Origin of the sequence: Enterobacter sp. FUJ80071, assembly GCF_038739915.1 — a bacterium.
In the GTDB taxonomy this organism is placed as follows: domain Bacteria; phylum Pseudomonadota; class Gammaproteobacteria; order Enterobacterales; family Enterobacteriaceae; genus Enterobacter; species Enterobacter kobei.
The window spans coordinates 188,144-204,191 of the sequence record NZ_JBBXKH010000001.1 but is presented as its reverse complement, the minus strand read 5'-3'; the positions used below and the strand labels follow the sequence as shown (position 1 = coordinate 204,191).

Annotated in this window: 12 protein-coding genes; 3 read left to right on the top strand and 9 right to left on the bottom strand. The window is 52.2% G+C overall.

What is annotated here, in order from left to right:
* The first annotated feature begins 80 nt into the window (after window positions 1–80).
* The 3 genes from AAER43_RS00955 (at window position 81) to AAER43_RS00945 (ending at window position 2,396) form a co-directional block, all read left to right on the top strand.
* Entirely contained in the window at window positions 81–1,622 is a 1,542-nt protein-coding gene (locus AAER43_RS00955; RefSeq protein ID WP_045269734.1) for a sensor domain-containing diguanylate cyclase, read from the top strand.
* Window positions 1,623–1,768: 146 nt separating this feature from the next.
* Window positions 1,769–2,074, top strand: a complete 306-nt coding sequence (locus tag AAER43_RS00950) for a PTS sugar transporter subunit IIB (protein WP_014882067.1) — start codon at window positions 1,769–1,771, stop codon at window positions 2,072–2,074.
* 4 nt (window positions 2,075–2,078) lie between these two features.
* A complete protein-coding gene (locus AAER43_RS00945; protein ID WP_008503455.1) occupies window positions 2,079–2,396 on the top strand; it encodes a PTS lactose/cellobiose transporter subunit IIA in 318 nt (105 codons plus the stop codon).
* A 58-nt stretch (window positions 2,397–2,454) separates the two neighbouring features.
* Here the strand turns inward: AAER43_RS00945 and rpoC are convergent, their stop codons facing one another.
* The 9 genes from rpoC to tuf all read right to left on the bottom strand — a co-directional run bounded on the left by rpoC (window position 2,455) and on the right by tuf (window position 15,964).
* On the bottom strand, window positions 2,455–6,678 hold the full coding sequence (gene rpoC / locus AAER43_RS00940; RefSeq protein WP_014882066.1) for a DNA-directed RNA polymerase subunit beta': 4,224 nt from the start codon (window positions 6,676–6,678) through the stop codon (window positions 2,455–2,457).
* Window positions 6,679–6,754: 76 nt separating this feature from the next.
* Entirely contained in the window at window positions 6,755–10,783 is a 4,029-nt protein-coding gene (gene rpoB / locus AAER43_RS00935) for a DNA-directed RNA polymerase subunit beta (RefSeq protein ID WP_014882065.1), read from the bottom strand.
* Window positions 10,784–11,102: 319 nt separating this feature from the next.
* A complete protein-coding gene (gene rplL / locus AAER43_RS00930) occupies window positions 11,103–11,471 on the bottom strand; it encodes a 50S ribosomal protein L7/L12 (RefSeq protein ID WP_014882064.1) in 369 nt (122 codons plus the stop codon).
* Between the two features lie 66 nt (window positions 11,472–11,537).
* Window positions 11,538–12,035 (bottom strand): 50S ribosomal protein L10, encoded by a 498-nt coding sequence (gene rplJ / locus AAER43_RS00925; RefSeq protein ID WP_004097644.1) that lies wholly within the window; start codon window positions 12,033–12,035, stop codon window positions 11,538–11,540.
* Window positions 12,036–12,326: 291 nt separating this feature from the next.
* Complete coding sequence (gene rplA, locus AAER43_RS00920) at window positions 12,327–13,031, bottom strand: 50S ribosomal protein L1 (protein ID WP_013095000.1); 705 nt, start codon at window positions 13,029–13,031, stop codon at window positions 12,327–12,329.
* Between the two features lie 3 nt (window positions 13,032–13,034).
* Entirely contained in the window at window positions 13,035–13,463 is a 429-nt protein-coding gene (gene rplK / locus AAER43_RS00915) for a 50S ribosomal protein L11 (RefSeq protein ID WP_008503452.1), read from the bottom strand.
* Window positions 13,464–13,619: 156 nt separating this feature from the next.
* A complete protein-coding gene (gene nusG / locus AAER43_RS00910) occupies window positions 13,620–14,165 on the bottom strand; it encodes a transcription termination/antitermination protein NusG (RefSeq protein ID WP_003862341.1) in 546 nt (181 codons plus the stop codon).
* A 1-nt stretch (window position 14,166) separates the two neighbouring features.
* A complete protein-coding gene (secE, locus tag AAER43_RS00905; protein ID WP_013094999.1) occupies window positions 14,167–14,550 on the bottom strand; it encodes a preprotein translocase subunit SecE in 384 nt (127 codons plus the stop codon).
* Window positions 14,551–14,779: 229 nt separating this feature from the next.
* The gene (gene tuf / locus AAER43_RS00900) at window positions 14,780–15,964 is read right to left on the bottom strand and encodes an elongation factor Tu (protein ID WP_013094997.1); all 1,185 of its coding nucleotides are present in this window, start codon (window positions 15,962–15,964) and stop codon (window positions 14,780–14,782) included.
* Between the last annotated feature and the right edge of the window lie 84 nt (window positions 15,965–16,048).

The window sequence follows — 16,048 nt, the reverse complement described above, 5'->3', positions numbered from 1 at the left end:
CGCGAACCGCAGGACAGCGACTATGCTGAGAGGATATCGGCAGACAAAAAATATTCACCATCAGGATCGATGTACAACTCATGGCACTTCACAGCAAAAAGCTCTCTTTTACCCGGCCAATCATGCTCAGCTTCGCGGGGATCCTGTGCAGTTTTGCGCTGATCGCGGTCGTGGTCTCTCTTTCGCAAAGAAAGGATTTCCTTGAGGATTATCACAAGATTAACAGTAACTTCACGCATAACCTGGCGGTTAACTATACCGAATCAATCCTGCGTGAAAACGACTATATCCTTGGTCGCTCTGCGATGTACTTTGCCCGCAGCGAGATACTGAATGAGACGCTCAACGTCAACCCGACGCAAGGGCTGCAGATGTTGATGCATTTGCAAAACCTGATGCCGACCGTGTCATCCATCTCGCTGGCCGACACAGAGGGGCATTATTTACACGCACCAGAAGCGCCTCCCACGGAAAAGAGTAAAAACGTCGATCCGCGGACGCGCCCGTGGTTTGTCGCGCACGCAGAAGCCAGTATTTTCAGCCATTATACCCATCATTATACGGACTACTTTACCGGGCATCCGACAGTTACGCTTTATAAGCCATTGATTTCAACAGAAGGCAGACTCAAGGGAACCCTCGCTTTTCATCTTGATTTGACGTCGATGGGGTATACCCTTCGACAAATGGTGGCCCCCGTACAAGGGGAATTCTTCGTCGTCGAACGCGACGGGACCGTCGTGCTGCACCCAGATACAGGCGCCCTGTTCAAAAAGTACGTGAGCGAAGCGCTGATGGACAAAATGACCAGCGGCGAAGGCCATCTTTACGATCGGAAAACCAATGCCTGGTATTACTACTACTCTTTCACGAACCCGGACTGGTTTGTTATCTATCGGGTATCTGGCGCGACGCTTACCGATATCACCCGCCACGAAACCACTATCGTTGGCTGGGGCTTCGCGCTGGCAGCCATCATCATCATTCTCTTCGGTCTTTATCTGCGTCATGCCTCGCGTACCGTATTAATGACCATTATCAATGCGATCAAAACGGGCGATGTCAGCCAGGCACCGCGTCTGGAAGCGATGCTGAGCCACACGATTCAGTCCAATAAAGAGCGGGAGATGGCGTATGTTCGCCAGGCGACTCACGATGCGCTGACCGGCTGCAAAAACCGCCGCGCGTTTGACAATGATGTGGATGAACTGCTGACCGCCCACCAGCCTTTCGCACTGGCGCTGATTGATATCGATAACTTCAAATCGATCAACGACACATGGGGACATCTGAGTGGTGACATTGTCCTGCGTAATGTGGCGCGCGAAGGGATCCAGATAATGCAGCCACACAACATCTCGGTCTATCGCTACGGTGGAGAAGAGTTCGCGGTGATCTTCCAGGCCGAGCAGATCGCTGCCGCATTCTCATTGCTTGACGCCTGGCGCACCGCCGTTGAAAGGCGCGTCTGGCGGGAAGAAAACCTGCACGTTACGTTCAGTGCGGGTCTGGGGGAATGGCACTTCGAACCGCTGGAACAACTGGTGGGAAGTGTCGATAACGCGCTTTATAGCGCTAAACAGCAGGGAAAAAACCGCATTGTTCGAACAACCGTCGCCTAATTTTCTCTCCTCCCGTCAGAATTGTAACCGGTTTCAGGAAAATGCCGTTTTCTTTGTGATGCCTGACACACAATCGCGGTAAAGCGGTTGTTGAAGCGGTCTGCACGGGATAATTATCAATAAACACATGTAGATCGAGGCTGATTATGAAGAACATCGTTTTATGCTGTGCAGCGGGAATGTCAACCAGCATGCTGGTTCAACGTATGAAAGACGCCGCGCAGAAAAAAGGGGTTGAAGTCACCATTAAAGCCGTTCCGGTTGCGGAGTTTAAAGACAACATCGCGACGGCCGACATCGTATTGCTGGGGCCACAGGTTAAATACGAGCAGGCAAAACTGCAGGCACAGGCTGACCCACTGGGCAAAAAAGTCGCGGTGATCGACATGATGGACTACGGCATGATGAAAGGCGATGCCGTACTGGAAAAAGCCCTCAAACTGCTGGAGTGACCTCATGGAAGATTTAGAGACAACGATCATGGAACTGCTGGTCAACGCCGGCGCGGCGCGAAGTGCCGCGCTTACGGCATTACAAATGGCCCGCAAAGGTGAGTTCGACGAAGCCGAAAAAGCAATGGAAGAGTCTCGCGAATATGTGAAGCATGCGCATACGATCCAGACACAGCTTATCGGTCTTGACGAAGGAACCGGCAAGCTCCCGGTCAACCTGATAACCGTTCACTCTCAGGACCACCTGATGAACGCCATGGTGATTCAGGATCTGGCAGGCGACATGATTGAGCTTTATCGACGGATCCCGTTAGTGAATTGAAAAAATGCAGATGTAAAAAAACCCGCCGAGGCGGGTTTTTTATTTACGGCATCAACGATTACTCGTTGTCGGAACCGCCCAGACCTGCGTTCAGCAGTTCTGCCAGGCTCGCGGATGCATCTTCAGCAGTCACCTGCGGTGCAGCTGGCAGTTCGCCCGCAGCACGACGACGCATACGATCCTGATGGTATGCATAACCGGTACCCGCTGGGATCAGACGACCCACGATAACGTTCTCTTTCAGACCGCGCAGTTCATCACGTTTACCTGCAACAGCCGCTTCGGTCAGGACACGAGTCGTTTCCTGGAACGATGCTGCAGAGATGAAGGACTCGGTTGCCAGAGACGCTTTGGTGATACCCAGCAGATCGCGCGCGTAAGTCGCACCGATTTTGCCATTCGCTTCCAGGTCGCGGTTAGCGATCTTGACGCGTGAGTATTCAACCTGCTCGCCTTCGAGGAACTCAGAGCTGCCTGCGTTTTCGATGGTTGCTTTACGCAGCATCTGACGAACGATAACTTCGATGTGTTTATCGTTAATCTTAACGCCCTGCAGGCGGTATACGTCCTGTACTTCGTTAACAATGTAACGGGTAACAGCATGTACACCACGGAGACGCAGGATGTCGTGCGGCGCTTCTGGACCGTCGGAAACAACGTCACCACGTTCTACACGTTCACCTTCGAACACGTTGAGCTGACGCCACTTAGGAATCATCTCTTCGTACGGCTCGCTGCCATCTACTGGAGTGATAACCAGACGGCGCTTACCTTTGGTCTCTTTACCGAAGGAAATGATACCGCTGATTTCAGCCAGGATTGCCGGCTCTTTCGGACGACGAGCTTCGAACAGGTCCGCAACGCGTGGCAGACCACCGGTGATGTCCTTGGTACCGCCGGATTCCTGAGGAATACGCGCCAGGGTGTCACCAGAGCTGATCTGTACGCCATCTTCCAGCTGTACAATCGCTTTACCCGGCAGGAAGTACTGCGCAGGCATATCGGTACCCGGGATCAGAACGTCATTACCCTGAGCATCAACGATTTTCAGTGCAGGACGCAGATCTTTACCACCGGTAGTACGTTCAGCAGAATCCAGAACCACCAGAGAAGACAGACCGGTCAGCTCGTCGGTCTGACGAGTAATGGTCTGGCCGTCGATCATGTCAGTAAAGCGGATGAAACCACTTACTTCGGTGATAACCGGCATGGTGTGTGGATCCCAGTTTGCAACGGTTTCACCGCCGGCAACCTGCTCGCCATCACCTTTCGCCATAACCGCACCGTAAGGTACTTTATAGCTCTCTTTGGTACGACCGAATTCGTCGATCAGCTTCAGCTCGGTGTTACGAGAGGTCACAACCAGCTTGCCTGCGGAGTTAACAACCGACTTCGCATTGCTGAGCTTGATGCTACCTTTGTTTTTCACCTGAATGCTGGATTCAGCAGCCGCACGAGATGCCGCACCACCGATGTGGAACGTACGCATCGTCAGCTGTGTACCTGGCTCACCGATGGACTGTGCCGCGATAACGCCGATAGCTTCACCTTTGTTGATGATGTGGCCACGCGCCAGGTCACGACCATAGCAGTGCGCACAAACACCAAAGTCGGTGTCACAGGATACAACGGAACGCACTTTCACGGAGTCAACAGAGTTCGCTTCCAGCAGGTCACACCACTGTTCGTGCAGCAGCGTGTTGCGTGGAACCAGAATGTCTGCGGTACCCGGCTTCAGAATGTCTTCCGCGGTTACACGACCCAGTACGCGATCGCGCAGTGGCTCTTTAACATCACCACCCTCGATAACCGGGGTCATGGTGATACCTTCGAGGGTGCCACAATCGTCTTCAGTTACGACCAGATCCTGTGCAACGTCAACCAGACGACGCGTCAGATAACCGGAGTTCGCTGTTTTCAGTGCGGTATCCGCCAGACCTTTACGCGCACCGTGCGTGGAGATGAAGTACTGGAGTACGTTCAGACCTTCACGGAAGTTCGCGGTGATTGGCGTTTCGATGATGGAGCCATCTGGCTTCGCCATCAGACCACGCATACCTGCCAGCTGACGAATCTGTGCTGCAGAACCACGCGCACCGGAGTCGGCCATCATGTAAATGCTGTTGAAGGAAACCTGCTGCTCTTCTACGCCGTCACGGTTAATCACGGTTTCGGTCTGCAGGTTATCCATCATCGCCTTGGATACACGATCGTTCGCCGCAGCCCAGATATCGATAACTTTGTTATAGCGTTCGCCCGCGGTTACCAGACCAGACTGGAACTGCTCCTGGATCTCAGCAACTTCAGCTTCCGCTTCAGAGATGATCTCGTGTTTCTTCTCTGGGATGACCATGTCATCGATACCAACAGATGCACCTGAACGCGCTGCATAAGCAAAGCCGGTGTACATTGTCTGGTCAGCGAAGATAACAGTCGGCTTCAGACCCAGAATGCGGTAACAGGTGTTCAGCATTTTGGAGATCGCTTTCTTACCCAGCGCCTGGTTGACGATGGAGAAAGGCAGACCTTTCGGTACGATCATCCACAGAATGGCACGGCCAACGGTCGTGTCTTTCAGGCTGGTGTGCGCAACGAATTCGCCGTTTGCATCTTTTTCGTATTCAGTGATACGCACTTTAACGCGCGCATGCAGAGAGGCCAGGCCAGCGCGATAAATACGCTCAGCTTCTTTAGGGCCAGTCAGCACCATGCCTTCGCCTTTGGCGTTAACACAGTCACGGGTCATGTAGTACAGACCCAGTACAACGTCCTGAGAAGGAACAATGATTGGCTCACCGTTCGCTGGGGACAGGATGTTGTTGGTAGACATCATCAGCGCACGCGCTTCCAGCTGGGCTTCCAGCGTCAGCGGTACGTGAACAGCCATCTGGTCACCATCGAAGTCGGCGTTATACGCCGCACAAACCAGCGGGTGCAGCTGGATAGCTTTACCTTCGATCAGTACTGGCTCAAATGCCTGGATACCCAGACGGTGCAGGGTTGGTGCACGGTTCAGCAGTACCGGGTGTTCGCGGATCACTTCGTCCAGGATATCCCAAACGACAGCTTCTTCACGCTCAACCATTTTCTTCGCGGCTTTGATGGTGGTGGCCAGGCCACGCAGTTCCAGTTTGCCGTAGATGAATGGTTTGAACAGCTCCAGTGCCATTTTCTTCGGCAGACCGCACTGATGCAGACGCAGGTATGGACCTACGGTGATAACAGAACGACCGGAGTAGTCAACACGCTTACCGAGCAGGTTCTGACGGAAACGACCCTGTTTACCTTTGATCATATCGGCCAAAGATTTCAGAGGACGCTTGTTAGAACCGGTGATCGCACGACCGCGACGACCGTTATCCAGCAGGGCATCTACCGCTTCCTGCAGCATACGTTTTTCGTTGCGTACGATGATGTCCGGCGCAGCCAGATCCAGCAGACGTTTCAGACGGTTGTTACGGTTAATGACGCGACGATACAGATCGTTCAGGTCAGACGTCGCGAAACGACCACCATCCAGTGGAACCAGCGGACGCAGATCTGGCGGCAGAACCGGCAGAACGGTCAGGATCATCCACTCTGGTTTGTTACCAGACTGAACGAACGCTTCCAGCAGTTTAATACGCTTGGTCAGCTTTTTACGCTTGGTTTCGGAGTTGGTTTCGTTCAGCTCTTCACGCAGCTGCTCGCACTCTTGCTCCAGATCCATGCTCTTCAGCAGGGCCTGGATAGCTTCCGCACCCATTTTCGCGTCGAATTCGTCACCGAACTCTTCCAGCGCGTCCAGATACTGCTCTTCAGTCAGGATCTGGTGACGTTCCAGGTTCGTCATACCGCCTTCGATAACCACATAAGATTCGAAGTACAGTACACGTTCGATATCACGCAGCGGCATATCCAGCAGCAGACCGATACGGGACGGCAGAGATTTCAGGAACCAGATGTGCGCAGTCGGAGACGCCAGCTCGATGTGGCCCATGCGCTCACGACGCACTTTGGTCTGGGTCACTTCAACGCCACACTTCTCACAGATCACACCACGGTGTTTCAGGCGCTTGTACTTACCGCACAGGCACTCGTAGTCTTTTACTGGCCCGAAAATACGCGCACAGAAAAGGCCGTCACGCTCAGGCTTGAACGTACGGTAGTTGATGGTTTCCGGCTTTTTAACTTCACCGAAAGACCATGAACGGATCATGTCTGGCGAAGCCAGAGCAATTTTGATCGCATCAAACTCTTCGGTTTTAGTCTGCGCTTTCAGAAACTTTAATAAATCTTTCACGGATTTGCTCCCGTCGGAGTTAGCACAATCCGGTGCCGGGGGTTAACCCGGCACCAGTGACCTGTTTGAGCGAGAATTACTCGTCTTCCAGTTCGATGTTGATACCCAGCGAACGAATCTCTTTCAACAGTACGTTGAAGGACTCTGGCATGCCCGGTTCCATCTGATGGTTGCCGTCCACGATGTTTTTATACATCTTGGTACGACCGTTCACGTCATCAGACTTAACGGTGAGCATTTCCTGCAGGGTGTATGCCGCGCCGTATGCTTCCAGCGCCCACACTTCCATCTCCCCGAAGCGCTGACCACCGAACTGTGCCTTACCACCCAGCGGCTGCTGAGTAACCAGGCTGTAAGAACCGGTAGAACGAGCGTGCATTTTGTCGTCGACCAGGTGGTTCAGTTTCAGCATGTACATGTAACCTACGGTTACCGGACGCTCAAACTGTTCACCGGTACGGCCGTCAAACAGCGTAATCTGACCAGACGTTGGCAGACCACCCAGTTGCAGCAGCTCTTTAATTTCAGCTTCTTTTGCACCGTCGAAGACCGGCGTTGCAATTGGCATACCTTTGCGCAGGTTCTCTGCCAGACGCAGCACTTCTTCATCGCTGAAGGTGTTCAGGTCGACTTTCTGACGAACGTCGGTACCCAGATCGTAGGCACGCTGGATGAATTCGCGCAGTTTCGCGACTTCCTGCTGCTGTTTCAGCATGGCGTTGATCTTGTCGCCGATACCTTTCGCAGCCATACCCAGGTGGGTTTCCAGAATCTGACCGATGTTCATACGAGACGGTACGCCCAGTGGGTTCAGTACGATATCTACCGGAGTACCGTTAGCATCGTGCGGCATATCTTCGATCGGGTTGATCTTAGAGATAACACCCTTGTTACCGTGACGACCTGCCATCTTATCACCAGGCTGGATCTGACGTTTAACGGCCAGATACACCTTAACAATCTTCAGCACGCCTGGTGCCAGATCGTCGCCCTGAGTGATTTTGCGGCGTTTCGCTTCGAGTTTTTTCTCGAACTCGTGTTTCAGTTCGTCATACTGCTCAGCCAGCTGTTCCAGCTGATTCTGTTTCTCTTCGTCGGTCAGGCCCAGTTCCAGCCAGCGATCGCGTGGCAGTTTGTCGAGCTTCTCAGCTTCAACGCCACCGGCAACCAGCACCGCATAAATACGGCTGAACAGACCTGCTTCGAGGATCTGCAGTTCTTCAGACAGGTCTTTCTTGGCCTGCTTGAGCTGCATCTCTTCGATTTCCAGCGCACGTTTATCTTTCTCAACGCCATCACGGGTGAAGACCTGAACGTCGATAACCGTACCGGAAACACCGTTTGGTACGCGCAGAGAAGAGTCTTTAACGTCAGACGCTTTCTCACCGAAGATGGCACGCAGCAGTTTCTCTTCTGGCGTCAGCTGGGTTTCACCTTTCGGCGTCACCTTACCAACCAGAATGTCACCGCCGGTCACTTCCGCACCGATGTAAACAATACCGGATTCATCCAGTTTGGAGAGCGCTGCTTCACCCACGTTAGGGATGTCGGCCGTGATCTCTTCTGGCCCCAGCTTGGTGTCACGGGACACACATGCCAGTTCCTGAATGTGGATGGTGGTGAAACGATCTTCCTGAACCACACGCTCGGAGACGAGGATGGAGTCTTCGAAGTTGTAACCGTTCCACGGCATGAACGCTACGCGCATGTTCTGACCGAGCGCCAGTTCACCGAGGTCGGTGGACGGACCGTCTGCCAGCACGTCGCCGCGCTCAACTGGCTCACCCAGAGATACACAAGGCATCTGGTTGATACAGGTGTTCTGGTTAGAACGGGTGTATTTGGTCAGGTTGTAGATGTCGATACCCGCTTCGCCCGGATACATCTCGTCTTCGTTAACTTTGATAACGATACGGGATGCGTCAACGTACTGAACGGTACCGCCACGCTTAGCAACTGCAGTAACACCGGAGTCAACGGCAACAGCACGTTCCATACCGGTACCAACCAGCGGCTTATCAGCACGCAGAGTTGGAACGGCCTGACGTTGCATGTTCGCACCCATCAATGCACGGTTGGCGTCATCGTGTTCCAGGAACGGGATCAGGGACGCACCGACGGATACCACCTGCTGGGTGGATACGTCCATGTAGTCAACCTGGTCGCGGCTGAACAAGCTGGATTCGCCTTTGCTACGGCAGGTAACCAGATCTTCTACAAAGTGGCCTTCGTCATCCAGGTTGGAGTTCGCCTGAGCGATAACGTAGTTGCCTTCTTCGATAGCAGACAGGTAATGAATTTCGTCGGTTACAACACCGTCGGTCACTTTACGATACGGCGTTTCGAGGAAACCGTATTCGTTTGTCTGTGCGTACACGGACAGGGAGTTGATCAGACCGATGTTTGGACCTTCAGGCGTTTCGATTGGACATACGCGACCATAGTGCGTCGGGTGTACGTCTCGAACTTCGAAGCCTGCACGTTCACGGGTCAGACCGCCTGGGCCGAGTGCAGAGATACGACGTTTGTGCGTAATCTCAGACAGCGGGTTGTTCTGGTCCATGAACTGAGACAGCTGGCTGGAACCGAAGAACTCTTTCACTGCCGCAGAAATCGGCTTGGCGTTGATCATATCCTGAGGCATCAGGGTATCCAGATCGCCCAGAGACAGACGCTCTTTAACCGCACGCTCAACACGTACCAGGCCAACGCGGAACTGGTTTTCCGCCATTTCGCCTACGGAACGGATACGACGGTTGCCGAGGTGGTCGATATCGTCCACTTCGCCTTTACCGTTACGGATATCGATGAGCTTCTTCATCACTTCGATGATGTCGTCTTTGCTCAGGATACCGGAACCTTCGATCTCATCACGCAGCAGAGAACGGTTGAACTTCATACGACCTACCGCGGACAAATCGTAGCGGTCTTCGGAGAAGAACAGGTTCTCGAACAGGCTTTCAGCCGCTTCGCGAGTTGGTGGCTCACCAGGACGCATCATGCGGTAGATTTCAACCAGCGCGCTCAGACGATCGGTCGTTGGGTCGACGCGGATAGTCTCAGAGATATAAGGACCGTGGTCCAGGTCGTTGGTGAACAGCGTTTCGATACGTTTGTGGCCAGACTGGCTCAGCTTAGCCAGCAGATCCAGGCTCAGCTCCATGTTAGCCGGGCAGATCAGCTCGCCAGTTGATTCATCAACGTAATCTTTCGCGGCTACTTTTCCTGCAATGTACTCAACCGGAACTTCGATGTGTTTGATATCATCTTTTTCCAGCTGGCGGATGTGGCGCGCGGTGATACGGCGACCTTTTTCCACATACACTTTGCCGTCGGCTTCGATGTCGAACGACGCGGTCTCACCACGCAGACGTTCCGGCACCAGCTCCATCTGCAGCTTGTTGTCGCGGATTTCAAAGATCACTTTCTCAAAGAACAGGTCCAGGATCTGCTCAGTGGTATATTGCAGCGCACGCAGAATGATGGTTGCAGGCAGCTTACGACGACGGTCGATACGGACAAACAGGTTGTCTTTTGGATCGAACTCGAAGTCCAGCCATGAACCACGGTAAGGAATGATGCGTGCGTTATACAGTACTTTACCGGAAGAGTGTGTTTTACCTTTATCGCTGTCGAAGAAGACGCCCGGGCTACGATGCAGCTGGGAAACGATAACACGCTCAGTACCGTTGATAACGAAAGTACCGTTGTCTGTCATGAGTGGAATTTCACCCATGTAGACTTCTTGTTCTTTAATGTCTTTTACGGTGCCTTCCGGCGCTTCGCGCTCGTAGATCACCAGACGCAGTTTTACGCGCAGCGGTGCGGAATAGGTCACGCCACGGATCTGACATTCCTGAACGTCAAACACCGGTTCGCCAAGGCGGTAGCTGACGTACTGCAGCTCGGAGTTACCGCTGTAGCTCTGAATCGGGAACACGGAACGGAAGGCGGCTTCCAGACCGTACTGCCCTTCAGGATCTTGCTCGATAAACTTCTGGAACGAGTCAAGCTGGATAGAAAGGAGATATGGAATGTCCAGAACTTGTGGACGTTTACCAAAATCCTTACGAATACGTTTTTTCTCGGTATAGGAGTAAACCATAGGGTTCCTCAGCTCGCTGACAAGTCGACCCATCTGTCCGACGAAGGGACAGTTTGTGCAACACCATTTTGTGGACCGGAAAATTGAATACTTTCCGCAATACCTGTTGCTATCACGCTTAAATCATTTCGTCGCGATTTACACAGAGCGAGCACCCTGTCGCAATATATTAAGTCGTCGATAGAAACATGCATTGTCAGGACAATCAGCAGTCAAACAGTGTGAAATGCTACTGATGCCTTACAGCGCAAAAAGGCTGGTGACTAAAAAGTCACCAGCCATCAGCCTAATTGCTTAGGCTGCAACCAGAAGGGTTGGCTTATTTAACTTCAACTTCAGCGCCAGCTTCTTCCAGAGATTTTTTCAGTGCTTCTGCGTCGTCTTTGCTCACGCCTTCTTTCAGCGCAGCTGGAGCAGATTCTACCAGGTCTTTAGCTTCTTTCAGACCCAGGCCAGTTGCGCCACGTACTGCTTTGATAACAGCAACTTTGTTAGCGCCTGCAGCTTTCAGAATTACGTCGAATTCAGTTTTTTCTTCAGCAGCGTCAGCAGCTGGGCCAGCAGCAACAGCTACAGCGGCAGCAGCAGAAACACCGAATTTTTCTTCCATTGCAGAAATCAGTTCTACAACGTCCATTACGGACATAGCGGCAACTGCTTCAATGATTTGATCTTTAGTGATAGACATTTAAATTGTTCCTGAAAATCAGAATAAGTTTATACGTAAGCAAATGCTTTATAAAGATAACTGCGATTAAGCAGCTTCTTTTGCATCGCGAACAGCAGCCAGAGTGCGAACCAGTTTGCCAGCCGAAGCTTCTTTCATGGTTGCCATCAGGCGTGCAATTGCTTCTTCGTAGGTCGGCAGGGTTGCCAGGCGATCGATTTGCGATGCCGGGATCAACTCACCTTCAAAGGCTGCAGCTTTGACCTCAAATTTTGCATTCGCTTTCGCGAACTCTTTGAACAGACGAGCAGCAGCGCCCGGGTGTTCCATAGAGTATGCAATCAGGGTCGGACCAACAAACGTGTCTTTCAGGCACTCGAAAGGAGTACCTTCAACTACGCGACGCAGCAGGGTGTTACGAACAACACGCATGTATACGCCAGCTTCACGACCTGCTTTACGCAGTTCAGTCATTTTGTCTACAGTAACGCCACGGGAATCCGCAACTACTGCAGACAGCGCGCCTTTGGCTACTTCGCTGACTTCAGCAACAATCGCTTGTTTGTCTTGAAGATTTAAAGCCATTAGCTTTGCTCCTGGATGTTTGCCGGAACTCATGTTCCGGAACTCACTTCACTCTCCCAAACGGAAAGAGCGTCTTAATACGGTGAGCAGAAACAAGCCAGAATATCCAAAAATAATCTTAGCGTTCTGTCACCGTCTACGCAGGGGATTAAGTCTCTTGCGAAACACCTGCGGTCTTCGACGGAGGCCTGGATTAGGCCAGGCTCCAACGAACAATTCTTTTAGCCGCTAACTTTTGTTAGCAAACGTGGGGGTAAGATTGTAGACAAAATCACCGCCCACGTAAAGGCATTAGTTTGCAGCAGCGCTCAGGCCAGCCTGGTCAACTGCAACACCTGCACCCATGGTGGTGGAGATGCTAACTTTCTTGATGTACACGCCTTTCGCCTGAGTTGGTTTTGCTTTTTTCAGCGCAACCAGCAGAGCTTCCAGGTTTTCTTTCAGTTTGTCAGCGTCAAAGTCCACTTTACCGATGGTGGTGTGGATGATGCCATTTTTGTCGTTACGATAACGAACCTGACCTGCTTTAGCGTTCTTAACCGCTTCAGCAACGTTAGGCGTTACAGTACCCACTTTCGGGTTTGGCATCAGGCCACGTGGACCCAGAACCTGGCCCAGCTGGCCAACAACGCGCATTGCATCTGGAGATGCGATAACAACGTCGAAGTTCATTTCGCCTTTCTTGATCTGGTCAGCCAGATCTTCCATACCTACCAGTTCAGCGCCAGCAGCTTTAGCAGCTTCTGCGTTTGCACCCTGAGTAAATACAGCTACGCGAACGGAACGGCCAGTACCGTGTGGCAGTACAGTTGCACCACGAACGTTCTGATCAGATTTACGAGCATCGATGCCCAGGTTAACAGCAACGTCAACGCTTTCAACGAACTTAGCAGTAGCCAGTTCTTTCAGCAGAGCGATAGCTTCGTTGATGTCGTACTGTTTGGTCGCATCAACTTTGTCACGGATCACGGACATGCGCTTGGTCAGTTTAGCCATTTCTTAGTCCTCCACTACCAGGCCCATGGAACGTGCAGTACCTTCGATGGAGCGAGTCATCGCTTCAATGTCGGCACCAGTCATGTCGGCAGCTTTGGTCTGCGCGATTTCCTGCAGCTGAGCGCGGGAAATTTTACCCACTTTGTCTTTGTTCGGTTTACCGGAACCAGACTTGATACCCGCCGCTTTCTTCAGCAGAACTGCTGCTGGAGGGGTTTTGGTAACGAAAGTGAAAGAACGGTCAGCGTAAACAGTGATTACAACTGGGATTGGCAGACCTTTTTCCAGGGATTCGGTTTTGGCGTTGAACGCTTTACAGAATTCCATGATGTTCACACCCTGCTGACCCAGAGCTGGACCAACTGGTGGACTTGGGTTCGCCATACCAGCTGCAACCTGCAGCTTGACGTAGGCTTGTACTTTCTTAGCCATTCTAAAATCCTCTGATTGGGTAATAGCGCCTCAGGGAGGCTCCCCGTGAATAAAATTCGTTTTACGGGCCGAGACCCATAAAAACAAAAGGCGCGAAATTGTATTCCAATCTCGCGCCTTGTGCAACGATTAAATCGCCGCTTTTTTGATCGCTGCTTAGGCTTTCTCTACCTGAGCAAAGTCCAGTTCTACCGGGGTCGCACGACCGAAGATAGAGACGGAGACTTTCAGGCGGGACTTCTCGTAGTCCACTTCTTCAACCACACCATTAAAGTCAGCAAACGGACCGTCATTAACACGAACCATTTCACCCGGCTCAAACAGCGTTTTCGGACGCGGCTTATCACCCACCTGCTGCAGGCGGTTCATAATCGCATCAACTTCTTTGTCGCTGATTGGCGCCGGACGGTCAGACGTGCCGCCGATAAAGCCCATCACGCGCGGTACGCTGCGCACCAGGTGCCAGCTCGCGTCGTTCATAACCATCTGAACCAGCACGTAACCCGGGAAGAATTTGCGCTCGCTTTTGCGACGCTGGCCGCCACGGATCTCAACCACTTCTTCGGTCGGAACCATAACTTCGCCAAATAACTCTTCCATGTTGTGTAATTTGATATGCTCACGCAGCGACGTTGCTACGCGGCCTTCAAAACCGGAAAACGCCTGAACGACGTACCAGCGCTTTTTAGGGGCTTCAGACATCTCAGAACCTCAGGCCAGTGATAAAGGATACCAGGCGAACCAGAATACCATCCAGTCCCCACAGGATCAGTGACATTACAGCGGTAACCGCCGCTACAATCAGCGTGGTGTGCAATGTTTCCTGGCGAGTCGGCCAAATCACCTTGCGGACTTCGGTACGCGCTTCGCGTGCAAAAGCGACAGTCGCTTTGCCTTTCGTCGTCAACAGCGCGACACCACCCGCTGCAGCAATCAGAATTACCACTGCAAGCGCGCGTAGCGGCAGCATAATGTCACGATAAAGGTAGTTGCCGACAATCGCTACGATCAGCAGAACGGCTACTACTACCCATTTCATCGCTTCCAGGCCGCGCCCGCTCCCTTGAGCTTCGGTATTCGCACTCATAAACCAACCTGTCAGAAGTATTCTACAAACATTTTCACCCCGCGATTGCGAGGCAAACCAAATCGAAATGCTCATTCGCTTTTCGGATTATACGCTCTCTGCAGAGCCTGTCTCAGCAATGATTATGACAAAAATAATCACTGATGAGCCAGGTTCTGATCTGAAAGCGTGCAAAAAGGGCATCAAATGATGCCCTTTTATTGCGCATTGCGTCAAATGTTATCAGCAATTAGCCGAGAACTTTAGCAACCACGCCCGCGCCAACGGTACGGCCACCTTCACGGATTGCGAAACGCAGACCGTCATCCATCGCGATTGGGTGGATCAGAGTCACAACCATCTTGATGTTGTCGCCTGGCATTACCATCTCAACGCCTTCTGGCAGTTCGATGGTACCGGTCACGTCAGTTGTACGGAAGTAGAACTGTGGACGGTAGCCTTTGAAGAACGGAGTATGACGGCCGCCTTCGTCTTTGGACAGGATGTACACTTCAGATTCGAACTTGGTGTGTGGCTTGATTGAGCCTGGCTTCGCCAGAACCTGACCACGTTCGATTTCTTCACGTTTGATACCACGCAGCAGAACACCAACGTTCTCACCAGCACGGCCTTCGTCCAGCAGTTTGCGGAACATTTCAACGCCAGTACAGGTAGACTTCGCAGTCTCTTTGATACCAACGATTTCAACTTCTTCACCAACTTTGATGATACCGCGCTCTACACGACCGGTAACAACGGTACCACGACCGGAGATGGAGAATACGTCTTCGATTGGCAGCAGGAATGGCTTGTCAATCGCACGCTCTGGTTCTGGGATGTAAGAATCCAGGTAGCCAGCCAGTTCGATGATTTTCGCTTCCCACTCAGCGTCGCCTTCCAGCGCTTTCAGCGCGGAACCACGAACGATTGGGGTGTCGTCGCCTGGGAAATCGTACTGAGACAGCAGTTCACGAACTTCCATCTCTACCAGTTCCAGCAGCTCTTCGTCATCAACCATGTCACACTTGTTCAGGAACACGATGATGTAAGGAACGCCTACCTGACGACCCAGCAGGATGTGCTCACGAGTCTGAGGCATTGGGCCGTCAGTCGCAGCAACAACCAGGATCGCGCCGTCCATCTGCGCAGCACCGGTGATCATGTTTTTAACATAGTCGGCGTGGCCTGGGCAGTCTACGTGTGCGTAGTGGCGAGTCGGGGTGTCGTATTCAACGTGAGAAGTGTTGATGGTGATACCACGAGCTTTTTCTTCTGGTGCGTTATCGATCTGGTCGAATGCACGAGCAGAACCACCGTAGGTTTTAGCCAGAACGGTAGTGATTGCAGCGGTCAGCGTTGTTTTACCATGGTCAACGTGGCCGATAGTACCGACGTTAACGTGCGGTTTTGTACGTTCAAACTTTTCTTTAGACATCGATTGTCCCTCTAAGACACGGATAAATCGGTGATATCACCACATCAACCAGGCGAAATGCCTGAATTGTTGAATACAGTAAAT

Bases quoted from the DNA above. Each gene is read 5' to 3' on its own strand.
- AAER43_RS00955 (WP_045269734.1), top strand. From the start codon at position 81: ATGGCACTTCACAGCAAAAAGCTCTCTTTTACCCGGCCAATCATGCTC.
- AAER43_RS00950 (WP_014882067.1), top strand. From the start codon at position 1,769: ATGAAGAACATCGTTTTATGCTGTGCAGCGGGAATGTCAACCAGCATG.
- AAER43_RS00945 (WP_008503455.1), top strand. From the start codon at position 2,079: ATGGAAGATTTAGAGACAACGATCATGGAACTGCTGGTCAACGCCGGC.
- rpoB (WP_014882065.1), bottom strand. From the start codon at position 10,783: ATGGTTTACTCCTATACCGAGAAAAAACGTATTCGTAAGGATTTTGGT.
- rplL (WP_014882064.1), bottom strand. From the start codon at position 11,471: ATGTCTATCACTAAAGATCAAATCATTGAAGCAGTTGCCGCTATGTCC.
- rplJ (WP_004097644.1), bottom strand. From the start codon at position 12,035: ATGGCTTTAAATCTTCAAGACAAACAAGCGATTGTTGCTGAAGTCAGC.
- rplA (WP_013095000.1), bottom strand. From the start codon at position 13,031: ATGGCTAAACTGACCAAGCGCATGTCCGTGATCCGTGACAAAGTTGAT.
- rplK (WP_008503452.1), bottom strand. From the start codon at position 13,463: ATGGCTAAGAAAGTACAAGCCTACGTCAAGCTGCAGGTTGCAGCTGGT.
- nusG (WP_003862341.1), bottom strand. From the start codon at position 14,165: ATGTCTGAAGCCCCTAAAAAGCGCTGGTACGTCGTTCAGGCGTTTTCC.
- secE (WP_013094999.1), bottom strand. From the start codon at position 14,550: ATGAGTGCGAATACCGAAGCTCAAGGGAGCGGGCGCGGCCTGGAAGCG.
- tuf (WP_013094997.1), bottom strand. From the start codon at position 15,964: ATGTCTAAAGAAAAGTTTGAACGTACAAAACCGCACGTTAACGTCGGT.